Genomic DNA, 20,404 nt, shown 5'->3' on the forward strand with positions numbered 1-20,404 from the left:
CGGGCTCCGTCGGTTGACGCACGCGGGCCCCTTCGGCCGACGCGGCGGGACTCCAGCGGTTGACGCCGGCCGGGCGGGGCGCGGGTCAGCGCCTGACGAGCCTGAAGGACAGGCGGTCGCCCGGACGCGCCTGGGCGGCGACCGGCAGGTCGGCGGCGAGCACGACGCCGATCACCGGGTAGCCGCCGGTCGGCGGGTGGTCGGCGAGGAAGACGATCGGCTGCCCATTCGGCGGCACCTGCACGGCGCCCGTCACCATACCCTCGCTCGGCAGCTCGCCCTGGCGCGCCCACGCCAGCGTGGTGCCGCGCAGCCGTACGCCGACCCTGTTGCTGTCCTGGCTGACCTCGTACGGCCGCGCGCACAGCCCGGCCGACGCGTCATCGGCGAACCAGTCGTCACGCGGCCCCGCGAGTACCCGCAGCACCGGCGGCGCGGGCGGGAGCGGGGGCGCCTGGTCCGCGCAGATCGCGGGTAGCGAGCCCGTGGCGCCGACGGGCAGCGTCGTGCCCGCCCGCAGGGGAGGAGGTCCGAGCCCCGACAGCGAGTCGGTCGACCGGCTGCCGAGCACGGGCTCCACGTCGATCCCGCCGCGGACGGCCACGTACGTGCGCAGGCCCGCCGCGGGCGTGCCGACCCTCAGCTCGGCGCCGCGCGGCATCCAGAAGGGCGCCCCCATGCCCTGCGCGCCCGCCTCGGACGAGGCCGTCAGCGGGCAGGGCGCCCCGGTGACCGCGATCCACGTCCCCGCCAGGAAGCGCAGCCTGGCGCCGCCGAACGTCAGCTCCAGCCCCGCGCTTCCCTCGGGGTTGCCGACCAGGCGGTTGGCCAGCCGCAGGCTCGCGGCGTCGGCGGCTCCCGAGCGGGGCACCCCCAGGTGCGCGTAGCCGGGACGGCCCAGGTCCTGAACCGTCGCATAGGGACCGGGGGCGAGCACTTCGATCATGTCGCCTCGAAGCGTACGCGGGTGCCGGGCGGCAGCAGCGACGGCGGGTCGGCCCGCACGTCCCACACCCGCAGCGACGTGCGCCCCAGCAGCCGCCATCCGCCGGGTGAGGCCGTGGGATAGACCGCCGCGTACGGCCCGGCGATCGCCACCGAGCCGGCGGCCACCGAGGTGCGCGGCGTGCTCAGGCGCGGCACGCGCAGCGCCGGGTCCAGCCCTGTGAGGTAGGCGAAGCCGGGCGCGAACCCCAGCCAGCCCACCACCAGCTCCGTGCCCGTGTGCCTGGCGATCACCTCGGACACCGTCATCCCCGCCTCGTCGGCGACCGAGGCCAGATCCGCCCCGTCATAGACGACGGGAATCGTCACGACCCTCTCCGACGGCGCGGGGGAATCGCCGGCCGCCGACGCCAGGTCGGCCAGCGCCGCCAGATGCGCGCGCAGCCTCGCCTGGTCGCCGCCCCTTGCCACCACCAGGACCGTCTCGGGCCCCGGCACGACCTCCTCGACCCCCGCGGGCCGTTCGGCCCTCAGCAGCGCGTCCAGCCGATGGGAGGCCGCCAGCGACCCCGTCTCCACCAGCAGCCCGTGCTCTCCCGCGTCTCTGATCACACTCATGCGAAGGACTGGATGGCCACCCCGGCCTCCAGCAGCCCATCGCGTACGGCGCGGGCCAGCCGTACCGCGTCGGGGGTGTCACCGTGGACGCACATCGACCTGGCCCCGACGGAGACCTCCGACCCGTCGACCGCGATCACCGTGCCCTCCACGGCCATGCGCACCGCCCGCGCGGCCACCTGGCCGGGGTCGTGGATGACCGCCCCCTCCTCGCGCCGCGACACCAGCGTCCCTGACGGCGTGTAGGCCCGGTCGGCGAACGCCTCGGTGACGGTGGAGATCCCCGCCTCGGCCGCCGCCGCGTGCACGGCGGAGCCGGGCAGGGTCAGCACGGGCAGGGTGGCGTCGTAGTCGAGGACCGCGTCGACGAGCGCGGCCGCCTGCACGGGATCGCGCACCACCCGGTTGTACAGGGCGCCGTGCGGCTTGACGTAGGCGACCCTGCCACCCATCGCCCGCGCGATGCCGTCGACGGCGGCCAGCTGGTAGAGCACCTCGGCGCACAGCTCCTCGGGCTCGACGTCCATCTCCCTGCGCCCGAAGCCCGCCAGGTCCCTGTAGGACACCTGGGCCCCGATCGTCACGCCCCTGTCGACGGCGGCGGCGCAGGTGCGCCTGATCGTCACGGGGTCGCCCGCGTGGAAACCGCACGCGACGTTGGCGGAGGTGACGATGTCGAGCAGCGCGAGATCGTCGCCGAGCCGCCAGATCCCGAAGCCTTCTCCGAGGTCAGCGTTGAGGTCGATCACCATAGGTCATGACGCTACAGCCCGTCGGGGATGTCCGCGATGTCATCCAGCGCGGACGCGAGTTCCTCCGGATCGGCGCCGATGCGCTCGACGATCTCGATGAGCACATGGAGCACCTCGTGCCGGTCGTGGCCCAGGTCGAGCAGCCGCTGCGCCGCCTCCCACAGCTGCGGGGGATCGCCCTCCCAGAGCCTCGTGGCGATCTCCTCGTGCCAGGCCAGGTGCTGCTCGTCGATCTCGCCGACGTGGTCGATCTCCAGCAGGATGCGCCGGTCGGCCTCGTCGGCGGGATTGAGCGTGTCGAGGTCGACGTCGCCGTGCCTGCCCTGCAGGAAGGGGAACGCGAACACCCGTCTGGCCAGCGCCGACAGGTCGCCGTCCGGCAGCAGCCGCTCCATCAGCGCCATGTCGAGCCCGAAGGAGGCGGGATCGCGGTAGGCCTCGGGGAAGCGGGCCGTGGCCTCCCACACCCCGTCGAGGGTGGCGGTGATCCCCGGCTCCGGCAGCCCGGTACGGCGGGCGGCGAACCGCACCCACGCCGCCAGCACGTGCGGCATCGCCTCCTGCTCGGCGTGGCTCAGCATGACCTTGCGCGGCAGCCACTCCAGCAGGAACGTCTCGCACTTGGTGGGGCTGACCCGCAGCGGCCGGTCGAAGTCCTGCTCGCAGCCGTAGTCGATGATGTGGTCGGCGCACCGCGAGGCCGCCGAAGGATCGGACAGGTGCTCGGCGGCGTCGGAGGAGAGGAACTCGGCGGCCAGCATCGCCCTGCGCTCCCTGCTGTAGGGCGCCTCGCTGTGCAGCGGGGCCGGCCGCTTGCGCCCCGGCGGCAGCGCCTTCAGCCTGGACCTGGCGAAGGCGTGGTAGGCGCTGTAGCTGTCGCTCACGGGCGGCGGGTTCTTCGGCTCGCGGGTGGCCCGCATCGCCGACTCCAGCAGCGCTCTGGCCTGCTGCGGCTCGACCTCCTCGAACAGCAGCATCGGGTTGGCGTCCGCCTCCGCGCGGGCCTCCTCGACCAGCTTGTCGACATGGGAGGACACCCACGCGTCGCGCGCCATGCCCGACATGTTGTAGTCGACCACCATGACCAGAGCGTGCCTGTCCTGGGCGGCGGCCGCGTGCGCGCCCTCCGACCGCTCCTCGCTCCATCGGTAGCCGAAGGTGCAGATCACCGTGTCCTGGTCGCCGTAGGCGTCGCGCGAGACGTAGCAGCCCGTCGGCTTCACCGCGCCCACCCTGTCGGCCCATCCGGGCCTCGCCACGCCCGACTCCATCATCGCCAGCGCGGCGCCCTCGGCCTTGGCGCCCTGGCGGGCGGTGCCCAGATAGGCCAGGCAGATCAGCAGCGTCAGCGACGCGGGCGTGCCCGCCTTCGCCGCGTAGTCGACCAGCCCCTCGCCCAGGACCTGCTCGACGTCACCACCTCGCACCCTGCGGCCCCACCAGGCGCCGACCATGTCGGAGACCATCAGCTCGGCGTCGAGAGGACTGCGCACGGCCAGCAGCTCACGGGCCGCCTGCACCATCTCGGCGAACACGTCGTCCGGCGGAGTGCTCTCCCTTGGTTCTCGTCGGTGTCGGCGCACGCCCTCCACTCTCTCGCATTCCAGGCGGAAACGGTGCGTTTACCAATGAGAAACCGCGCTTGACCGGCCTCCGTCCCGCCGGGCGAACGGGGGCCGAGGCCCCGATGCTATCGGGGAGGGCGCGGCGGCGGCGCGGAGTTGACGATGGCGAGCAGGTGCTCGCGGGCGATGCGCTCGACGATGTCAGGCGTCGCCTCGATGCCGAGATGCTCGGCGCAGGCGAGAGCGTCGGCCACACAACGGTCGACGGTCTCGATCGGGACGGTCAGGAATTCGGAGGCCAAGCGGAGGCTCACCGGTTCCCGTATGAGTCGAGTGGCCAGTGCGAGCATAGGAGTGAGATTCCTCTGAAGCCACGGGGCAAAACCCCAAGAACGGTCAAGCTGGGGAGTGCGTTCCCATTCCATCGGTTCTCGGGCAGCTGTCAAGCCTCCGAGCCGCCTGTGTTCGCTTCTCGGGAGAGCCATTCGTGCGAAGCTGGTCTCATGCGCATCCAGCTCGCCCAGCGGACGGAGGCCGACGAGCTGCTCGGCCGCAGCCCGCTCGCCCTGCTCGTCGGCATGCTGCTCGATCAGCAGATCCCGATGGAGTGGGCCTTCTCAGGTCCTCACACCATCTCGGAGAGATTGGGTCATGACCTGACGGCCGAGGAGGTGGCGGCCTATGATCCGGAGGCGTTCGCGGCGTTGCTCGCCGAGAAGCCCGCCGTTCACCGCTACCCCAAGTCCATGGCCGAGCGGGTGCAGCGACTGGCCGCCTACCTCGTCGAGCACTACGACGGCAGGCCCGAGCAGGTGTGGGCGGGCGTCACCGACGGCAGGGAGCTGTTCAGGCGGCTGCAGGACCTGCCCGGGTACGGCAGGCAGAAGGCCCAGATCTTCCTGGCCCTGCTGGGCAAGCAGCTCGGCGTCCAGCCCGATGGCTGGCGCGAGGCGGCAGGACTCTACGGTGAGGAGGGGTCGTTCCGCTCCGTGGCCGACGTCGTCGACGCCGAGAGCCTGGAGAAGGTGCGGGCCACCAAACAGGAGGCCAAAAAGGCGGCCAAGGGCAAGTAGCCTGATCTTGCTGCGCACAGTGGAGCGACTTTGACAGGATGCGTTGACCGTATGGCGGCCGGGGCTTCCGTCCGTGCATGCCCATCGCCGATGATGTACAGCAGAATCCGGTCGCCCGGAGCTGCGCTACACCGATACACAGTTATGGAGATGTGCCGCGTGGGAGACCCTGGCACGCGACGGAGGTGCCGACCATGAGCGCCGAGACCTCCGTGCCCCGTCCCCGGGAGTCGGGTGTGGACATCTCAGACTCCGGCCTGTTCAAGGGTCTGATGTCGGAGGCGGAGTTCGCTTTCGCCTTCTTCGACCCCGAGGGTCGCTTCGAGCGGGCCAATGAGGTGTTCAGCGATGTCGTCGGCGTGCCTGCGGACCGGCTCGCCGGCCGTACCCCCGCCGAGACCCTCACCGCCGACCTCAGCCAGCTGATCACGCACGCCGTGCAGGGCGTGGTGGAGAGCGACGGCCCCGTCACCGAGGGCCGCGTGCGGGTGCGCACCACCGAGGGCGACACCAGGCACTGGTCGCTGTCGTTCTCGCCGGTCCACGACGACCAGGGCGAGCTGCGCGCCGTCGCGCTCGTCGGCGCGGACGTCACCGAGAGCCGCCAGACCGAGGAGGACCTGCGGCGCAGCGAGGAGCGCTACCGCTCGCTCGTCGAGGCGCAGTCGCAGCTCGTGTGGATCACCTCGCCCACCGGGGCGGTCGTCGAGGACGCGCCGCAGTGGCGCGCCATCACCGGCCAGGGCCTGGAGGAGTACCTCGCCCACGGCTGGCTCGAGGCCGTTCACCCCGACGAGCGCCAGCACACCGAGGAGGTGTGGAAGGAGGCGCTGCGCGGACGCACCATGTTCGAGTGGAACTATCGGGTCCGCACCAGGGCCAGCGGCTTCCGCCACTTCGAGGTGCGGGCCGTCCCGATCATCAGGCACGGGCGCGTGGTCGAGTGGGTCGGCGCCAACACCGACGTCACGCCGCAGCGCGAGGCCGAGGAGATGCGCGGCAGGCTGACCGACCAGCTCGGCGCGGCCGCGCTGCGCACGGCCAGGCTCCAGGGCGCCACCGCGATGCTCGCCGAGGCGCTGACGGTCGAGCAGGTGGTGCAGGTCATCATCGACGTCGGCCGTACGGCCCTGGCCGCCGACCGGTCGGCGGTCGCGCTGCTCGACCTCGACAGGGCGGTGCTCAAGCTGGTCAACGGCGGCGGCGTGCCCGAGGCGCCGGGCGCCACGGGTGAGGAGGTGCCGCTGTCGCACTCCAGCGTCCTCACCATGGCGGTCAACAGCCGCCGCCCCGTCTTCGCCGAGTCGCCAGAGAGCCTCAAGGCCCAGCTGCTGGACGCCGGAGGCGACGAGGACGTCCTGACGGCCTTCCTGGCCCACAGCGACGAGCGGGCGTGGGTGGGCCTGCCCCTGCTGGCCGCCGGGCGCGCCCTGGGCGCACTGCGCTTCTCCTTTACCAGGCCGCAGAAGATCTCGCAGGAGGACGGCGTCTTCCTGGAGGCGCTGGCAGGGCAGTGCGCGCTGGCCGTCGAGCGGGCCACGCTGTTCGAGCGCGAGCACCGCACCGCCGAGACGCTCCAGCGCAGCCTGCTGCCGGACCGGCTGCCCGTCGTCAAGGGGCTGGTGCTGGCCCAGCGCTTCCGTTCGGGAAGCCGTCACGTGCAGGTCGGCGGCGACTGGTACGACGCGTTCGTGCTGCAGGACGGCAGGGTCGCCGCGGTCGTCGGCGACGTCATGGGCAAGGGCGTCAAGGCCGCGGCGGGCATGGGGCGCATCCGCAACGCCATGCGCGCCCTCGCGCTGACCAACCCGCCTCCCGCGGCCGTGCTGACAGGGCTCGACAGGGTCTTCGACGCCACCGAGGAGGAGGAGCAGGTCACCACGCTGGCGTACATGGTCGTGGAGCCCGGCACCGGCGAGGGCACGCTCGCGCTGGCAGGGCACCCGCCACCCGTGCTCGTCTCACCGCAGGGCACGGCGATCCTGTGCGACGCCGAGCCCGGCACGCCGCTCGGCTGGCCGACCTCGCGCCGGCAGTTCAGGTTCGTGGTGCCGCCTGGGCACACGGCCGTGCTGTACTCCGACGGCTTGGTCGAGAACCGCAAACGAGGCCTGGACGCGGGACTCGCGGAACTTTGCGCGGTTGTGACCGAAGCGCCACCTGAGGTCGTGAACAATCCGCACATGCTCCTAGATTTCCTCGTAGATCGCATGTTGTCTGGTTATGAGCAGGACGATGACGTCACCGCGCTCGCAATTCACGTTCCTCCGGCCACGAAGAGTGACTGAATGAAACAGTCATAAGGGTTGCTTTCGGGTATCAGTGCACCGCTTCCGTACGCACTACTGTTCCGGTCGGCCTAGGGTGGAGGTCAACCGCCGGGAGGTGGCCGTATGGAGTGCCGGGTCGTGCCAGAATGCTGGATGGTCCGTTTGCGCTCCGCACGGCCGCACAGACCTACTAGAGAGGCATAGCCCCCCAGCGGGCATCTGGGTCCATTGTCGCCACGCGTTCGTTCGAGAGGTGTTCGTGTCGCCTGCAAGTTCGACTCGCTCGAAGCCATCAGAGCTGAACGAGCCCGTCATTCAGCGACTGCTCGAGCGTGGGCGCTCGCAGGGGTTCCTCGAGTCCGAGGATGTCCGTCAGGCCTTTGAGGAGGCGGACATCCCCATGTCGCAAGCCGCGGGGGTCCTGCGGACGCTCAGCAAAGAGGGCGTCGTCGTCCGGCTGACCGCCGCTGACTCGGCGGCTCCGAAGAAGTCTCGTGGTCCAGCAAAGCGCCGTACCGCTGCCCCCGTCAAGACGAGAACCGCAGCGGCCGCAAAGGAGCAGCAGCCGGAGACCGTGACCGCGGTCGTCGCCGCTGAGGCAGCCTCCGCAGAGGGGCCCGCCGCGAAGAAGGCCGAGCCCGCCAGGAAGGCCGCCCCGGCGGCCAAGAAGGCGGCAGCGCCTGCCAAGAAGGAAGCCAAGCCCGAGGCGTCCGCCAACGGGCCCGCACCGACCAAGCCCAAGTCGCCCGAAGGCGTCGACGAGGACGACATCGACCTCGAGGGCGACGTCGAGCTCGAGGACCTCGACGACCTGGAAGAGGTCGAGGTCGAGGTAGAGGCCGAGGCGGAGGCCGAAACCGAAACCGAAACCGAGGAAGAGCCCGACGAGGAGCCCAAGCCCGAGGTCGTCGTCGCCAGCGACGACGAGGTGCTGATCCTCTCCGACGACGACGATGACGCCCCCGTGGCGCAGGTCGCCGCCGCGGGCGCCACCGCCGACCCGGTCAAGGACTACCTCAAGCAGATCGGCAAGGTCCCCCTGCTCAACGCCGAGCAGGAGGTCGAGCTGGCCAAGCGCATCGAGGCGGGCCTGTTCGCCGAGGAGCAGCTCGGCGGCGGCGAGGTCGACAAGCTGCCCGTCGACGTCAGGGCAGAGCTCGAGTGGATCGCCGAGGACGGCCGCAGGGCCAAGAACCACCTGCTGGAGGCCAACCTCCGACTGGTGGTCTCGCTGGCCAAGCGCTACACCGGTCGCGGCATGCTGTTCCTGGACCTGATCCAGGAGGGCAACCTCGGTCTGATCCGCGCGGTGGAGAAGTTCGACTACACCAAGGGCTACAAGTTCTCCACCTACGCCACGTGGTGGATCCGCCAGGCGATCACCCGCGCCATGGCCGACCAGGCGAGGACCATCCGTATCCCCGTCCACATGGTCGAAGTGATCAACAAGCTGGCCAGGGTTCAGCGGCAGATGCTGCAGGACCTCGGCCGCGAGCCCACGCCCGAGGAGCTGGCCCGCGAGCTGGACATGACGCCCGAGAAGGTCGTCGAGGTCCAGAAGTACGGCCGCGAGCCCATCTCGCTGCACACCCCCCTCGGTGAGGAGGGCGACAGCGAGTTCGGCGACCTCATCGAAGACTCCGAGGCCATCGTTCCGGCCGACGCCGTCAGCTTCACGCTGCTCCAGGAGCAGCTCCACTCCGTTCTCGACACGCTGTCGGAGCGGGAGGCGGGCGTCGTGTCGATGCGGTTCGGCCTCACCGACGGGCAGCCGAAGACACTGGACGAGATCGGCAAGGTCTACGGGGTGACGCGCGAGCGCATCCGGCAGATCGAGTCGAAGACGATGTCCAAGCTTCGTCACCCGTCGCGCTCTCAGGTTCTGCGCGACTACCTCGACTAGGTGTCGCGACGGAACAGGGGTGCGGTCCGCTCGGGCCGCACCCCTGTTTCTTTGTCCGCGCTTCCTGGCCCGTGTTTCCTGGCCCGTGCTTCGTGGTCCGCACGGGCGCTCCGCCCGGCCGTCCTCAGGCCGTCCTGCGGCCACGGCGGCGTCGTCCTCGGGGTTATCAGGTCTTGCGGTGCCTCATGGGTGTCCCGCGTGCCGGCGGCTCAGGTGACGTCCACGTCGATCCGGCCGGGAGCGAGCCGTACGGCGTAGCCCAGGTCGTCCAGCACCTTCGCCAGCTCGTCGGGCGTCGCGGGATCGGCGGCGCTCTCCAGCAGCCTCCGAGCGATCTCACCACGGGTCGCCTTCGCCATGTGGCTGACCACCTTGCCGTCCTTCAGCACCCGCACCGCCACACCGCGCGCCCCCGCCTTCCACGCGCCCGCGTACGTGGACGAACGCATGTCGACGGCCAGCCCGGGGACCCGGTCCAGCTCCCTGGTCACCAGCGGCCGCCAGAACGCCGCCAGACCGCCCAGCGGCGGCAGGCTGACCCCCATGGACAGCCGATACGGCGGCACGCGGTCGGTGACCCGCAGCACGCCCCACAGCCCCGAGAAGATCACAACGGACTCCTCCGCCCTGGCCCTGGCCAGGTCGTCCAGCGTGGCCAGGCCGAGGTTGTCGTAGAGGACGCCGGTGTAGAGCTCGGCGGCGGGCAGCGTCGCGGCCGTCTTGAGCGCCTGGTTCTTGTCCAGCTCGGCGGCCTGGCCCTGGCTGAGGCCGAGCACGTCGAGGGCGTCGCGGCGCTTGGAGGCCTTGACGAGGGCGCTCAGCACGCGGGTGCGGGGCCTGGCGAGGGTGGGGAAGGACAGGTCGCCGACAGCGGGACCGGTGCCGAGGTCGGCCTTGCCTTCGGACGGCGGGAGCAGAATGAGCACGGGTACGGGTTTACCACCTGGGCGGCTGACGTGCGACGTTGCGGGCCTCAGCCGGAGTCCTGCTGGAGTGGCGTGCCTGGACGGGCCGGTGGCGGTGACCGCGGTGGGCTGGGGCTCGCGTGCGGTACCCGAAGATCGGGACGCTAGGCTGCACCGATGGATTTCGACCGCCTTGTGGACGAGGCCTGGCCGGCGCTCGAACGCGTCGAGCTCGACGGATGGACGCTTCGCCACGCCGAAGGGGTGACCAAACGGGCCAACTCCGTGCTGGTCACGGGTACACCGGCCGATCTCGGCGGCGCCATCGAGTCCGCCGAGGCGTTCTACGCCGACAGGGGTCTGCCGGCGGTCTTCTCGCTGGGGTCCCGCGCGGCGGCTCTCGACCCCGTGCTGGAGGAACGCGGCTACCGCCTGGTCGACCCCGTGCTGGTCATGGTGGCGTCCTCGAGCCCCGGCCCTGCCGCCCACGAGGTGCGCATCGAGGACGCCCCCTGGCAGGGCTGGCTGGAGTCGTGGTGGGCGGTCGACGGCCGCTACGGCGAGGGCATGGAGGCGGCGGAGAAGATCTGCACAGGAGTGCCCGCCTGGTACGCGGCGGTGGAGGAGGACGGCGCGGCGCTCGCCGTCGGCAGAGGCGTTCCCCAGGGTGACACGCTGGGCGTCTACTGCATGGCGACGCTCCCGCAGGCGCGCCGCCGCGGCCTGGCCCGCAGCGTCCTGCGAGCGCTGGTACGGCACGCGGGCCTGGCCTCGTCCTATCTGGTGACGAAGGCCGACAACGCGGCGGCCGTGGCGTTCTACCGCGGCGAGGGCTTCGCCGACGCCGGCGGCTACCACTACCGGGTCGCATGACAGCGCAGGCGACGGACCGGGAACACCGGGCCGCCGCCTGCGTTTGATGCCATATGGGGTTATGTCTTAAGACGAGCGCCTGATCAGCGTTCGTCGGGTCGTGCGTTTGTAGGGGTTTCGCTGAGCCGAGCCGACTCGTCCAGGATTTCGGCGCCCTTCTCGCGCAACACGGCCACGTGCTGACGCCCATGGTGGGCGCAGAACAACAGCTCCCCGCCCACGGGCAGGGTCGCGCGAATGTAGGCCTGGGCGCCGCAACGGTCGCAACGGTCGAGGGCCGTCAGCGGCTTAACGGGGGCGAGAGCTCCAGTCACGTATCGCCTTTCGGGTCACCCCCGCCGAAGCGAGGATCTGGCGTCAGTCACTTGAGACAACATCTAACCGGACCTGGACGTTCCCAATCACCGCCGCGCTACGCCGAGAGCGGAATATGGCGGAAGGTAACGTCGGACGCGCCGTTGGTAACGCCAAACGTGACCTGATGGCAAGCTTGTACGCGCACGGACGGGAAGAACGGTAAGCTACGCACACGTGTTCGATGCTTGACCAGAGGAGCTGGAGTGACGGTAGTGGAGGCGGGTTACACAGCTCGTCACCTGTCGGTGCTTGAGGGCCTCGAGGCGGTCCGCAAGCGCCCTGGGATGTACATCGGGTCCACCGACAGCCGCGGGCTCATGCATTGCCTCTGGGAGATCGTGGACAACGGCGTCGACGAGGCGCTGGCGGGCCACTGCACGCGCATCGAGGTCGAGCTGCACGCCGACGGCTCGATCGAGGTGCGCGACGACGGCCGCGGCATCCCGGTCGACATCGAACCCAAGTCCGGCCTCGCGGGCGTCGAGCTCGTCTACACCAAGCTCCACGCGGGCGGAAAGTTCGGCGGCGGCTCCTACGCCGCCTCCGGCGGCCTTCACGGCGTCGGCGCCTCCGTGGTCAACGCGCTGTCCTCCCGCCTCGACGTCGAGGTCGACCGCGACGGCCAGGTCCACCTGATCAGCTTCAGGCGCGGCGTGCCCGGCGTGTTCGACGGCGAGGGCCCCACGGCCAAGTTCAAGAAGAAGTCGGGCCTGCGCGACGGCGGCAAGCTGCGCAAGAACGTCACGGGCACCCGCGTCAGGTTCTGGGCCGACAAGCAGATCTTCCTGCCCGACGCCGAGGTCTCCATCGACGAGATCCACGTCCGGCTGCGCCAGACGGCCTTCCTCGTACCGGGGCTCACGCTCGCCCTCATCCACGAGGGCAGGACCGAGGAGTTCCGCTTCGACGGCGGCATCTCCGAGTTCACCGAGTTCCTCGCCCGCGACGAGGCGGTCTGCGAGGTCCTGCGCATGCAGGGCGTCGGCCATTTCCACGAGACCGTGCCCGTCCTCGACGACCAGGGCCACATGACGCCCACGGAGGTGCAGCGCGAGCTCACCGTCGACGTGGCGATCCGCTGGGGCAAGGGCTACGACTCGACCGTCCGCTCCTTCGTCAACGTCATCGCCACGCCCAAGGGCGGCACCCACGTCACGGGGTTCGAGCGAGGTCTGGTCCGCACGCTCAACGAGCTGCTGCGCGAGACCAGGCTGCTGAAGAACGGCGACGACCCCGTCACCAAGGAGGACATCCTCGAGGGCCTGACCGGTGTGGTGACCGTCCGCGTGCCGGAGCCGCAGTTCGAGGGCCAGACCAAGGAGGTCCTCGGCACCTCGGCGGCCACCCGCATCGTCTCCCACGTCGTCTCGCGCGAGCTCAGGGAGCTGTTCGCCAACCCGCCGCGCGGCTTCAAGCAGCAGCTGCGCGCCGTACTCGAGAAGATCGTCGCGGCCGCCAAGGCGCGCATCGCGGCCCGCGAGCACCGCGACAACCAGCGGCGCAAGAGCGTGCTGGAGAACTCCGCGCTGCCCGCCAAGCTCGTCGACTGCCGCAGCGACGACGTCGACCGCAGCGAGCTGTTCATCGTCGAGGGAGACTCCGCGCTCGGCACCGCCAAGCTGGCGCGCGACTCGGAGTTCCAGGCGCTGCTGCCGATCCGCGGCAAGATTCTCAACGTTCAGAAGGCCTCCGTGGCCGACATGCTGAAGAACGCCGAGTGCGCCGCGATCATCCAGGTGGTGGGCGCGGGCTCGGGGCGCAGCTTCGACCTCGACGCGGCCCGCTACGGCAAGATCATCCTGATGGCCGACGCCGACGTCGACGGCGCGCACATCCGCTGCCTGCTGCTGACCCTCTTCCACCGCTACATGCGGCCGATGGTCGAGGCGGGGCGCGTCTTCGCCGCCGTGCCGCCGCTGCACCGCATCGAGCTGACCAACCCGGGGCGGGGGCAGGAGAAGTACATCTACTGCTACTCCGACGCCGAGCTGCACAAGGTGCTGCGGGATCTCGAACGGCGCGGCAAGCGCTGGAAGGACCCGGTGCAGCGCTACAAGGGTCTGGGCGAGATGGACGCCGACCAGCTGGCCGAGACCACCATGGACCCCCGCCACCGCATCCTGCGCCGCGTGCGCATCGAGGACGCCGAGGCGGGCGAGCGCATCTTCGACCTGCTCATGGGCAGCGACGTGGCACCGCGCAGGGAGTTCATCGTGAGCAGCGCGGCCGAGGTCGACCGGGATCACATCGACGCGTAAAGGCCCGGCCCTCGCCGCCCGCGGCTCGGGCCGGCCTCTCGGGGAACCTGACTCCCCCCGAGCAGGTGACCTCCTCACCGCTGGAGGGGTCTGCAGGCCATCTGGTGGTGGCCTGCCCGCGTACTCCTTGACGGCGGCCTGCTCGCCTCCTTGATGGCGGCCTCCCCGCCGTTTTGGCGGTGGCCTGCCCGTCTCCTTGCCGGTGGCCTGTCAGACCTCTCGGCGGTGGCCTTGCCGGACCTTTCGGCGGTGGCCAGCCGGTCGCCTCTTCTGCGGTCCGCCGGTCCCCCACCCCGGTCGTGTGGGCGGCTGCGGGGCTTACCTCGGCGGCTCGCTGCGCTCCGGCAGGGGATCCACGAGAGGCGGGAACACTCGCTCGGCGCGGCCGACCATGCTGGGGGTTGCGGTGAGCCGTCATGTGTCGCGGCCGGCGACATCGAGCGGATGAGCCGTTACGCCGCCTCGCGCACGATTCCGTTGAAGGCCTGACTCACTCGAACCTCCAGGCCTGGCTCACTCGAACCTCCAGCGTGTCGCGGTCAGGCCGTCCACGCCATAGCCGAAGGCGCGCGTGGGCGTGATCCGGTAGAAGCCGTACTCGGGCGAGCCGGGAAGCGCGTCCTCATGGACGGAGCCGTCGCGCACCGCGAGGTCCCACTCGTACTTCGCCTTGAAGGCGGCGGCCACCCGCAGGAGCTCGGCTTCGTCCCACGCTCGTACGGCCTTGCCTTCGACCACGAGGTCGAGGGTCTCGCTTCCCACAGTGACGACGCAATTGGCGTTTCCTGCGAGGTTCCTGCCCTTGCGGGACGTCGGTCGGGTCGTGATCCAGGGGGCGTCGTCGACCCACACCAGCAACACGGGCATGGCGTGCGCGCGACCGTCGGGCCGGACCGTCGACAACCACGCCTTCGGCGCGGCCTCGAGGCAGGTGCGCGCGTCGTCCCACGACTTCACCGTCGCCTCGTTCGTGCTGATCGGCGTCGCGTCGGCTTCGCCGAAGAGGAGTTCGGCAGTGGGTGTCGCTCTGGTCATTTTGAGGTCTCCTTCGCGGGTCTCGGCTCGGCGCCAGGCGCCGATCACCGTCGGGTGATCGGCGCTACGTAGCCGCTCTTCCTCTGCTGAGGCTGGGAGGGCGCCTAGCGCATTCCCTCAAGGAACTGACAGGGGAGACGCTAACAGAGACCATTCCTTAAGGGAACCCTCTCGCCTAGACTGGCGTCATGCAACGAACCCCGTTCGGCGACATGGCCTGTTCGATCGCCCGCACACTGGACGTCATCGGCGAGCCGTGGTCGCCGCTGATCCTGCGGAACGTCTTCGTCGGCATCACCCGCTTCGAGCGGCTCCAGCAGAATCTGGGCATCTCGCGCAAGGTGCTCGCGGAGCGGCTCAAGTGGCTGGTCGAGAACGGCGTGCTGGAACGGCAGGAGTACTCGAGCCGGCCGCCGCGCCACGAGTACACGCTCACCACCAAGGGCATGGAACTGTGCGACCTGCTCTTGGTGATGGTGCGCTGGGGCGACCGCTGGACGGCGGGCGAGGCCGGGCCGCCCGTGCTCTACCGGCACCACGCCTGCGGCGAGATCAGCCACGTCGAACTGCACTGCGCGGTATGCGACCGGCCCATGCGCGCGTCCGACATCGACGTCCTGCCCGGACCGGGGGCGGAGGTCCCGACCGCCTCAGCCTGAAGCCCCTGAGACCGGCCACGCATCACTCCATGTGTCCTGGAGGGACGGGATGGGTACGGCGGGGCCGAAGGCGGGCCCCCGCCGTACGCGTGCGTCAGGGAATCTCCACCGGCATCAGCTTGCCGGTGTGGACGTCGTAGATCGCGCCCGCGATCGGCATGCCGGGCGGCAGGAAGGGGCTGGTCCGGATCCGGGTCAGGTCGTGCCGGAGCGCCGCGTCCTGGTCGGGCACGGTGTGGAACTCCAGGCTCCTGGTGTCCACCCCGCGTTCCTGTGTCAGCGCGTGCACGTCGGGGTCGGTGACCTTGGCCATGCCGCAGTCGGTGTGCGGCATGACGAGCACCCGCTCGACGCCAAGCAGGTACACGGCCAGCACGAGCGTGCGCAGGACGTCGTCGGTGACCCTGGCGCCCGCGTTGCGCAGGATCTTGGCGTCGCCCGCGCGCAGGCCGAGCAGGCCCAGTGGGTCGATGCGGGAGTCCATGCACGTCACCACAGCCAGGCCACGCGCCGCCTTGCCGGTGAGACCGGAGTAGGCGAACGTCCGCGCGTAGGTCTCGTTGGCCGCGAGCAGGTCGTCGAACGCAGTCATGCCTCGATAATTCCGCATGACCGTTTCGTAATGGTTTCCGGGGTGCGAGTTGGCGAGCAAGTTGGCGAACGCCACACGATCATTACTCACTTTGCGTGATGATGTTGTAGCCCAACGTGTGTGATCTAAGAGGATGACGTGAGTAGGACCGAATCACTCGGCGCGTACCTGCGCGCTCAGGGACGTCGCCGGTTGGACCGGGTCGAGGTCTCCGACAACGGGCGCAACGCCCGGTGCGCGCTTGCGTTGCTCGACGCCGCGGCCTACGCCGAGGGTCTTCCTGAGGACGATCCGCTCGTCGAGATGCTGGAGCAGGCGGGATGTTTCGGGCCGCTGGGGTTCGACGAGTTCTCGCCTGGCGAGGAGGCCGCTCGCTTCATCCGCGAGTGGACGGGCAGCGAGCCGTACGAGCTCCTGCTCGCCCTTCCCGCTGTCTCCGCGTCCGCCTGACACCGGGGCTGAGGGTCGCGATTCACCCGCGCACGGGTCGGTACGGGCACCCCTCCATCACGCCCATGCCGTCCGCCCTCAGCTCCGGGCCCTTCACCCCAGTTCCGGCGCGTCCCTGCCCGCAGGCTCCACGAACGTCATCGCAGCTTCGGCGACCTGGCGCCCGCGGGTCCCGCGAACGCACCGCCGCATCGGCCCGTTCCTGCTCTCAGGTTTCGGGAACGTCGTCGCGGCGTCGGCCCGTTCCTGCTCTCGGGTTTCGGGAACGTCGTCGCGGCGTCGGCCTGTCCCTGTCTGCAGGCTCCAGGAACGTCGTCGCAGGTTCGACACGTCCTGATGCCCGCTGGTCCCGCTAACGCGCGTATGAGGCCCCGCCTGGGGGGAAGGGAAGCCTCATGGCAGGAATCGCGCGGATGCGCTCGACGGTCATCGACTGCGCCGACCCCCAGAGCCTGGCCAGGTTCTACGCCGAGTTGATCGGCTGGGACGTCACCTCCGACGAGGGGGACTGGGTCGTCGTCAGCGACGGCGGGCGTTTCCCGCGTCTCGCCTTCCAGCAGGTCGACGATCACCGGCCGCCGGTCTGGCCGAGCGCCGAGATGCCGCAGCAGTTCCATCTCGACGTCACCGTGGACGACATGGACAAGGCCGAGGCGCGGGTTCTCGCGCTGGGGGCGACCAAGCACGAGTACCAGCCGAGCGAGGATGACGACTTCCGCGTCTTCCTCGACCCGGCGGGGCACACGTTCTGCCTGTGCATCGGCGAAGACGGCTGACCCGCGCCGGTTTGTGTCCGGGTGCCGAGGGCGGCTGCCTCGCACCGGTTCGTGCCTGGGCGCCGAGGGCGGCTGGCCCGCGCCGCATCGTGCCTGTGCCGAGGGCGGCTGGCCCGGTTCGTGCCTGGGCGGGCGCCGAGGGCGACTGACCGAGGGTGGCTGACCGAGGGCGGGTGACCCGCGTCGGTTCGGGCCCCGGAGCGAGGGCGGGTGCCTCCACCAGCCGGCCCTGCGCGGGATTCGGCCTGGCCGCCCAGGAGCCGAGAGTGGTTGCTCCGGAGTTCGAGGCAGCTACCGGCAGGGGGCCGCACCCGGCTCAGGGGTCGGGTCTGAGCCGGGTGCGGGCGCGGTCGGTCAGCGGGCCGCCTGGGCCAGCAGGTCGACCGCCTTCCTGAGATTGCCTGACGCCAGCTCGTGGTCGGCCAGCGCCTGCAGATCGGTACGGCGTCCCGCGGCCTGGGCGATGTCCCTGGCCACCGACACCACCGCGTCGTCCTGCGCGAACGTGTCGCTGTTCGACCGTTCGAGCAGGGCCGCCGCCACGCCGAGCGCCGTCAGCACGACGCGGGTGTCCCGTGCCGTCCCGTCGGCGTTCCAGTTGCGCGAGGCCAGCGCCACGCTCAGCGCCGCCGCGGCTCCCCTGGAGGCCGCGTCACCCTTGGCCAGCGTGTCCCGCGTCGCCTTCAACCTGGAACGGCCCTGGTCGGTGCGCAGTCCCCAGCCGTAGGGGTAGAGCGGGTCGTAGGCGGCGTCGCCGACGTTGATCGGCAGCTGCTCCGGGGTGCGGAACCAGGTGAAGGGCAGCCTCCCGGTGTACGGCACGGCCCCGAACAGCGGGTCGCTCACGCCCGCCCCCTCGGAGCCGGGCAGCCATGACGCGACGACCGCCTCGACGCCGGACAGGTCGCCCAGTGACAGTGGCCGTCCCGACACCACGAGCACGACGCACTTGAGCGCCCCGCACACCTTGTCGACGGCCGCGCGGTCGGCCGGTGACAGCTCGAGCGTGCGGCCCTGGCGGCCGACGTCGCCGAACCCTTCGGCGTACGGGCGCTCGCCCACGACGATCACGCCCACGTCGTGCCCGGCCGTCGGCGCGGAGGCGTCGGCGGAGTGGGTGACGGAAGCCGCGCTGGAGCGGATGCCCTGCAGGATCGTGGTGCCCTCGGTGATGGGCCCCGGCGAGCCCTGCCAGCTGATCGTCCAGCCGCCCATCTGGTTGCCGAGGTCGTCGGCGTTGGAGCCCGCGACGTAGACCTTCGCCGAGGGCCGCAGCGGGAGCAGCCCGCCGTCGTTCTTGAGCAGCACCTGCGACTTGGCGGCGGCGGTGCGGGCCACGGCGCGGTGCGCGGCCGAGCCGACGTCGGGCAGGTCGCTCCGGTCGGCGAAGGGGTGCTCGAACAGGCCGAGCGCGAACTTCTGGGTGAGGATGCGGGAGACCGCGTCGTCGATCCGTGCCTGCGTGACCCGCCCGGCGCCGACCTCGGCGGTCAGCGCCCCGATGAAGCCCGTGTAGGCGTAGGGCACCATGATCATGTCGAGTCCCGCGTTGATCGAGGTGCGCACGTCGCCGGCGTAGTCGCCGGGGATCTGGTCGATGGCCTGCCAGTCGCTGATCACGAAGCCCTTGAAGCCGAGCCGCTCCTTGAGCACTCCGGTGATCAGTTCCTGGTGGGCGTGCATCTTGGTGTCGCCGACGCTGGAGAAGGACGGCATGACGGTGCCGACGCCGCGCTTGACGGCCTCGACGAACGGCGCGAGGTGGACGGCCTCGAGCTCGGCCCTGTCACCGGTGTAGACGCCCTGGTCGATGGTGTAGTCGCCGGTGGTGGACGAGCCGTAGGCGGTGCCGCCGTCGGCCACGTAGTGCTTGGCCGTGGCCAGCACGCCGTTCTTCTGCAGCCCCGTCACGATGGTGGCCATACGCGAGACCAGCGCAGGGTCCTCGCCGAAGGACTCGTAGGCCCTGCCCCAGCGGTCGTCGCGGGAGACGCACAGGCACGGGGCGAAGTCCCACGGGATGCCGGTCGCCTTGACCTCCGTGGCCGTGGTCCTGCCTGCCTGCTCGACGAGGGCGGGGTCGCGGGTGGCGCCCAGCCCCACGTTGTGCGGGAAGATCGTCGCGCCGACCACGTTGTTGTGGCCGTGGACGGCGTCGACACCGTAGATCAGCGGGATCTGCAGCCTGGTCTGCCGGGCGCGCAGCTGGTAGCCGTCGACCATGTCCGCCCAGCCCTTGGGCGTGTTGGTGGCGGGCGCGGAGCCGCCGCCCGACAGCAGGGAGCCCAGCAGGTAGGTGGCGATGTCGTCCTGCTTGGCCAGCGCGCCGCGCTCGGCCTGCGTCATCTGGCCGACCTTCTCGGCCAGGGTCATCCGCCCCAGGAGGTCGGCGACTCGCTGTTTCACGGGCCTGCGGGCGTCGAGGTACGGCAGGCCGTGCGCGTCGATCACCACGACCGCGTCGTCGGCGGGCGGGGTGACGCCCTCTCCCGACAGCACGACCGGGATGGTCTCGGCGACCTCGACCTCGGAGTCGCCCCTGGTGGCGACGGTGAAGGTCTTCACCGTCCCGGCGGGCGAGCCCGCGGGAAACACCAGCGTCCCCTCGGTGGGCGTGTAGTCGGCGCCCGCGGTCGCGGTGCCCGATCCGGTCGCGTAGTGGACGGTCAGATCGGTGGGTGGCACGGCGGAGATGGCCACGCCGACCTGCGCCGAGCCCTTCTCCTTGACCGGGTAGACGGGCGCGGTCGTGGTCAGACGCACGGGGCGGGGCGGCGCGGTGCCGTACACCTGGACGTCGTCCCAGAGCAGGGTGCCCGACGCCCCGGACGGCAGGCGCATCGAGTAGCCCCACATCGTCTCCAGGTCGAGCTGCCCGTCGGTCGGGGCGCCGCCCGGCTGGTAGTCGCCGCGCCTGACGAAGTCGGCGAACTTCACCTCGATCCGCCGCCAGCCCGCCTCGGTGTCGGTGAACGACGACTCGAACAGCTCCGAGCTGCCGGGCCCGCCGCCCCCGTCCTTGACCTCGAAGAAGATCTTCTGGCCTGACCCTGTTCCCTTCACCGAGAACGCGAAGCCCTCGTAGGGCGTCCAGTCCTGGGCGGCAGGGAGGTCGTGTGACCAGCCGCCCCACTGGCTGACGTTGTAGACGGTCTTCAGCACGCGGCTGGTGTCGGTCTCGATGGTGAGGGTGGGGGTGGACGCGCCGTCGTTGCCCCACGCGACGACGCCGGGCGGCAGCGTGTCGCTCTCGAAGTCCGTGATGGTCAACGGGGCGGCCGCGTGCGCGGCGGGGGCGAGACAGGTGGATAAGAGCAGCGCGATCGCGCTGAGGGCGCCGATACGTCGGGGGGTCACTGCGCCTCCTGGCCGA

18 protein-coding genes are annotated in these 20,404 nt (G+C 70.7%); 8 read left to right on the forward strand and 10 right to left on the reverse strand.

The features are described 5' to 3' along the window. Window positions 1-85 precede the first annotated feature (85 nt). The 5 genes from ACFSKW_RS19250 to ACFSKW_RS19270 all read right to left on the reverse strand — a co-directional run bounded on the left by ACFSKW_RS19250 (window position 86) and on the right by ACFSKW_RS19270 (window position 4,194). Window positions 86-946 (reverse strand): 5-oxoprolinase subunit C family protein, encoded by an 861-nt coding sequence (locus ACFSKW_RS19250; protein ID WP_379573638.1) that lies wholly within the window; start codon window positions 944-946, stop codon window positions 86-88. Continuing rightward, window positions 943-1,563 (reverse strand): 5-oxoprolinase subunit B family protein, encoded by a 621-nt coding sequence (locus ACFSKW_RS19255; RefSeq protein WP_379573639.1) that lies wholly within the window; start codon window positions 1,561-1,563, stop codon window positions 943-945. The genes ACFSKW_RS19250 and ACFSKW_RS19255 overlap by 4 nt, the downstream gene beginning before the upstream one ends. Further along, window positions 1,560-2,315, reverse strand: coding sequence for a LamB/YcsF family protein (locus ACFSKW_RS19260; protein WP_379573640.1), 756 nt, complete (start codon window positions 2,313-2,315; stop codon window positions 1,560-1,562). The genes ACFSKW_RS19255 and ACFSKW_RS19260 overlap by 4 nt, the downstream gene beginning before the upstream one ends. 11 nt (window positions 2,316-2,326) lie before the next feature. Further along, window positions 2,327-3,838 (reverse strand): hypothetical protein, encoded by a 1,512-nt coding sequence (locus tag ACFSKW_RS19265; protein WP_379574556.1) that lies wholly within the window; start codon window positions 3,836-3,838, stop codon window positions 2,327-2,329. 167 nt (window positions 3,839-4,005) lie between these two features. After that, complete coding sequence (locus ACFSKW_RS19270; protein WP_379573641.1) at window positions 4,006-4,194, reverse strand: hypothetical protein; 189 nt, start codon at window positions 4,192-4,194, stop codon at window positions 4,006-4,008. Window positions 4,195-4,383: 189 nt separating this feature from the next. Between ACFSKW_RS19270 and ACFSKW_RS19275 the strand changes: the two genes are divergently transcribed. The 3 genes from ACFSKW_RS19275 to ACFSKW_RS19285 all read left to right on the forward strand — a co-directional run bounded on the left by ACFSKW_RS19275 (window position 4,384) and on the right by ACFSKW_RS19285 (window position 9,126). Then, complete coding sequence (locus ACFSKW_RS19275; RefSeq protein WP_379573642.1) at window positions 4,384-4,953, forward strand: HhH-GPD-type base excision DNA repair protein; 570 nt, start codon at window positions 4,384-4,386, stop codon at window positions 4,951-4,953. 194 nt (window positions 4,954-5,147) lie between these two features. After that, a complete protein-coding gene (locus ACFSKW_RS19280; RefSeq protein ID WP_379573643.1) occupies window positions 5,148-7,241 on the forward strand; it encodes a SpoIIE family protein phosphatase in 2,094 nt (697 codons plus the stop codon). Window positions 7,242-7,482: 241 nt separating this feature from the next. Further along, window positions 7,483-9,126, forward strand: coding sequence for an RNA polymerase sigma factor (locus ACFSKW_RS19285; protein WP_379573644.1), 1,644 nt, complete (start codon window positions 7,483-7,485; stop codon window positions 9,124-9,126). Between the two features lie 209 nt (window positions 9,127-9,335). Here ACFSKW_RS19285 and ACFSKW_RS19290 read toward each other — a convergent pair whose 3' ends face one another. Further along, window positions 9,336-10,052, reverse strand: a complete 717-nt coding sequence (locus tag ACFSKW_RS19290; RefSeq protein WP_379573645.1) for a YaaA family protein — start codon at window positions 10,050-10,052, stop codon at window positions 9,336-9,338. Between the two features lie 156 nt (window positions 10,053-10,208). Here ACFSKW_RS19290 and ACFSKW_RS19295 point away from each other — a divergent pair, with 156 nt between their 5' ends. Continuing rightward, on the forward strand, window positions 10,209-10,904 hold the full coding sequence (locus ACFSKW_RS19295; protein ID WP_379573646.1) for a GNAT family N-acetyltransferase: 696 nt from the start codon (window positions 10,209-10,211) through the stop codon (window positions 10,902-10,904). A gap of 83 nt (window positions 10,905-10,987) precedes the next feature. On the opposite strand, the gene ACFSKW_RS19300 is transcribed toward ACFSKW_RS19295, so the two are convergent. Further along, window positions 10,988-11,218 carry a DUF7455 domain-containing protein gene (locus ACFSKW_RS19300; protein WP_379573647.1) on the reverse strand — a complete coding sequence of 77 codons (231 nt, stop codon included), beginning with the start codon at window positions 11,216-11,218 and terminating at the stop codon, window positions 10,988-10,990. Window positions 11,219-11,446: 228 nt separating this feature from the next. Between ACFSKW_RS19300 and ACFSKW_RS19305 the strand changes: the two genes are divergently transcribed. Beyond that, window positions 11,447-13,519: a DNA gyrase/topoisomerase IV subunit B gene (locus ACFSKW_RS19305; RefSeq protein ID WP_379573648.1), complete on the forward strand. Its 2,073-nt coding sequence runs from the start codon at window positions 11,447-11,449 to the stop codon at window positions 13,517-13,519. Between the two features lie 513 nt (window positions 13,520-14,032). Here the strand turns inward: ACFSKW_RS19305 and ACFSKW_RS19310 are convergent. Then, the gene (locus ACFSKW_RS19310) at window positions 14,033-14,554 is read right to left on the reverse strand and encodes a pyridoxamine 5'-phosphate oxidase family protein (RefSeq protein WP_379573649.1); all 522 of its coding nucleotides are present in this window, start codon (window positions 14,552-14,554) and stop codon (window positions 14,033-14,035) included. Window positions 14,555-14,742: 188 nt separating this feature from the next. Between ACFSKW_RS19310 and ACFSKW_RS19315 the strand changes: the two genes are divergently transcribed. After that, window positions 14,743-15,213, forward strand: coding sequence for a winged helix-turn-helix transcriptional regulator (locus tag ACFSKW_RS19315; protein ID WP_379573650.1), 471 nt, complete (start codon window positions 14,743-14,745; stop codon window positions 15,211-15,213). Window positions 15,214-15,307: 94 nt separating this feature from the next. Here ACFSKW_RS19315 and ACFSKW_RS19320 read toward each other — a convergent pair whose 3' ends face one another. Next, the gene (locus ACFSKW_RS19320) at window positions 15,308-15,805 is read right to left on the reverse strand and encodes a beta-class carbonic anhydrase (protein ID WP_379573651.1); all 498 of its coding nucleotides are present in this window, start codon (window positions 15,803-15,805) and stop codon (window positions 15,308-15,310) included. Window positions 15,806-15,943: 138 nt separating this feature from the next. On the opposite strand from ACFSKW_RS19320, the gene ACFSKW_RS19325 reads away from it, so the two are divergent. Continuing rightward, a complete protein-coding gene (locus ACFSKW_RS19325) occupies window positions 15,944-16,255 on the forward strand; it encodes a hypothetical protein (RefSeq protein ID WP_379573652.1) in 312 nt (103 codons plus the stop codon). 395 nt (window positions 16,256-16,650) lie between these two features. After that, entirely contained in the window at window positions 16,651-17,031 is a 381-nt protein-coding gene (locus ACFSKW_RS19330) for a VOC family protein (RefSeq protein ID WP_379573653.1), read from the forward strand. A 354-nt stretch (window positions 17,032-17,385) separates the two neighbouring features. Here ACFSKW_RS19330 and ACFSKW_RS19335 read toward each other — a convergent pair whose 3' ends face one another. Continuing rightward, window positions 17,386-20,388 (reverse strand): glycoside hydrolase family 3 N-terminal domain-containing protein, encoded by a 3,003-nt coding sequence (locus ACFSKW_RS19335; protein ID WP_379573654.1) that lies wholly within the window; start codon window positions 20,386-20,388, stop codon window positions 17,386-17,388. Window positions 20,389-20,404 lie beyond the last annotated feature (16 nt).

The sequence above is a fragment of the Nonomuraea mangrovi genome (genome assembly GCF_042681425.1).
GTDB lineage: Bacteria > Actinomycetota > Actinomycetes > Streptosporangiales > Streptosporangiaceae > Nonomuraea > Nonomuraea mangrovi.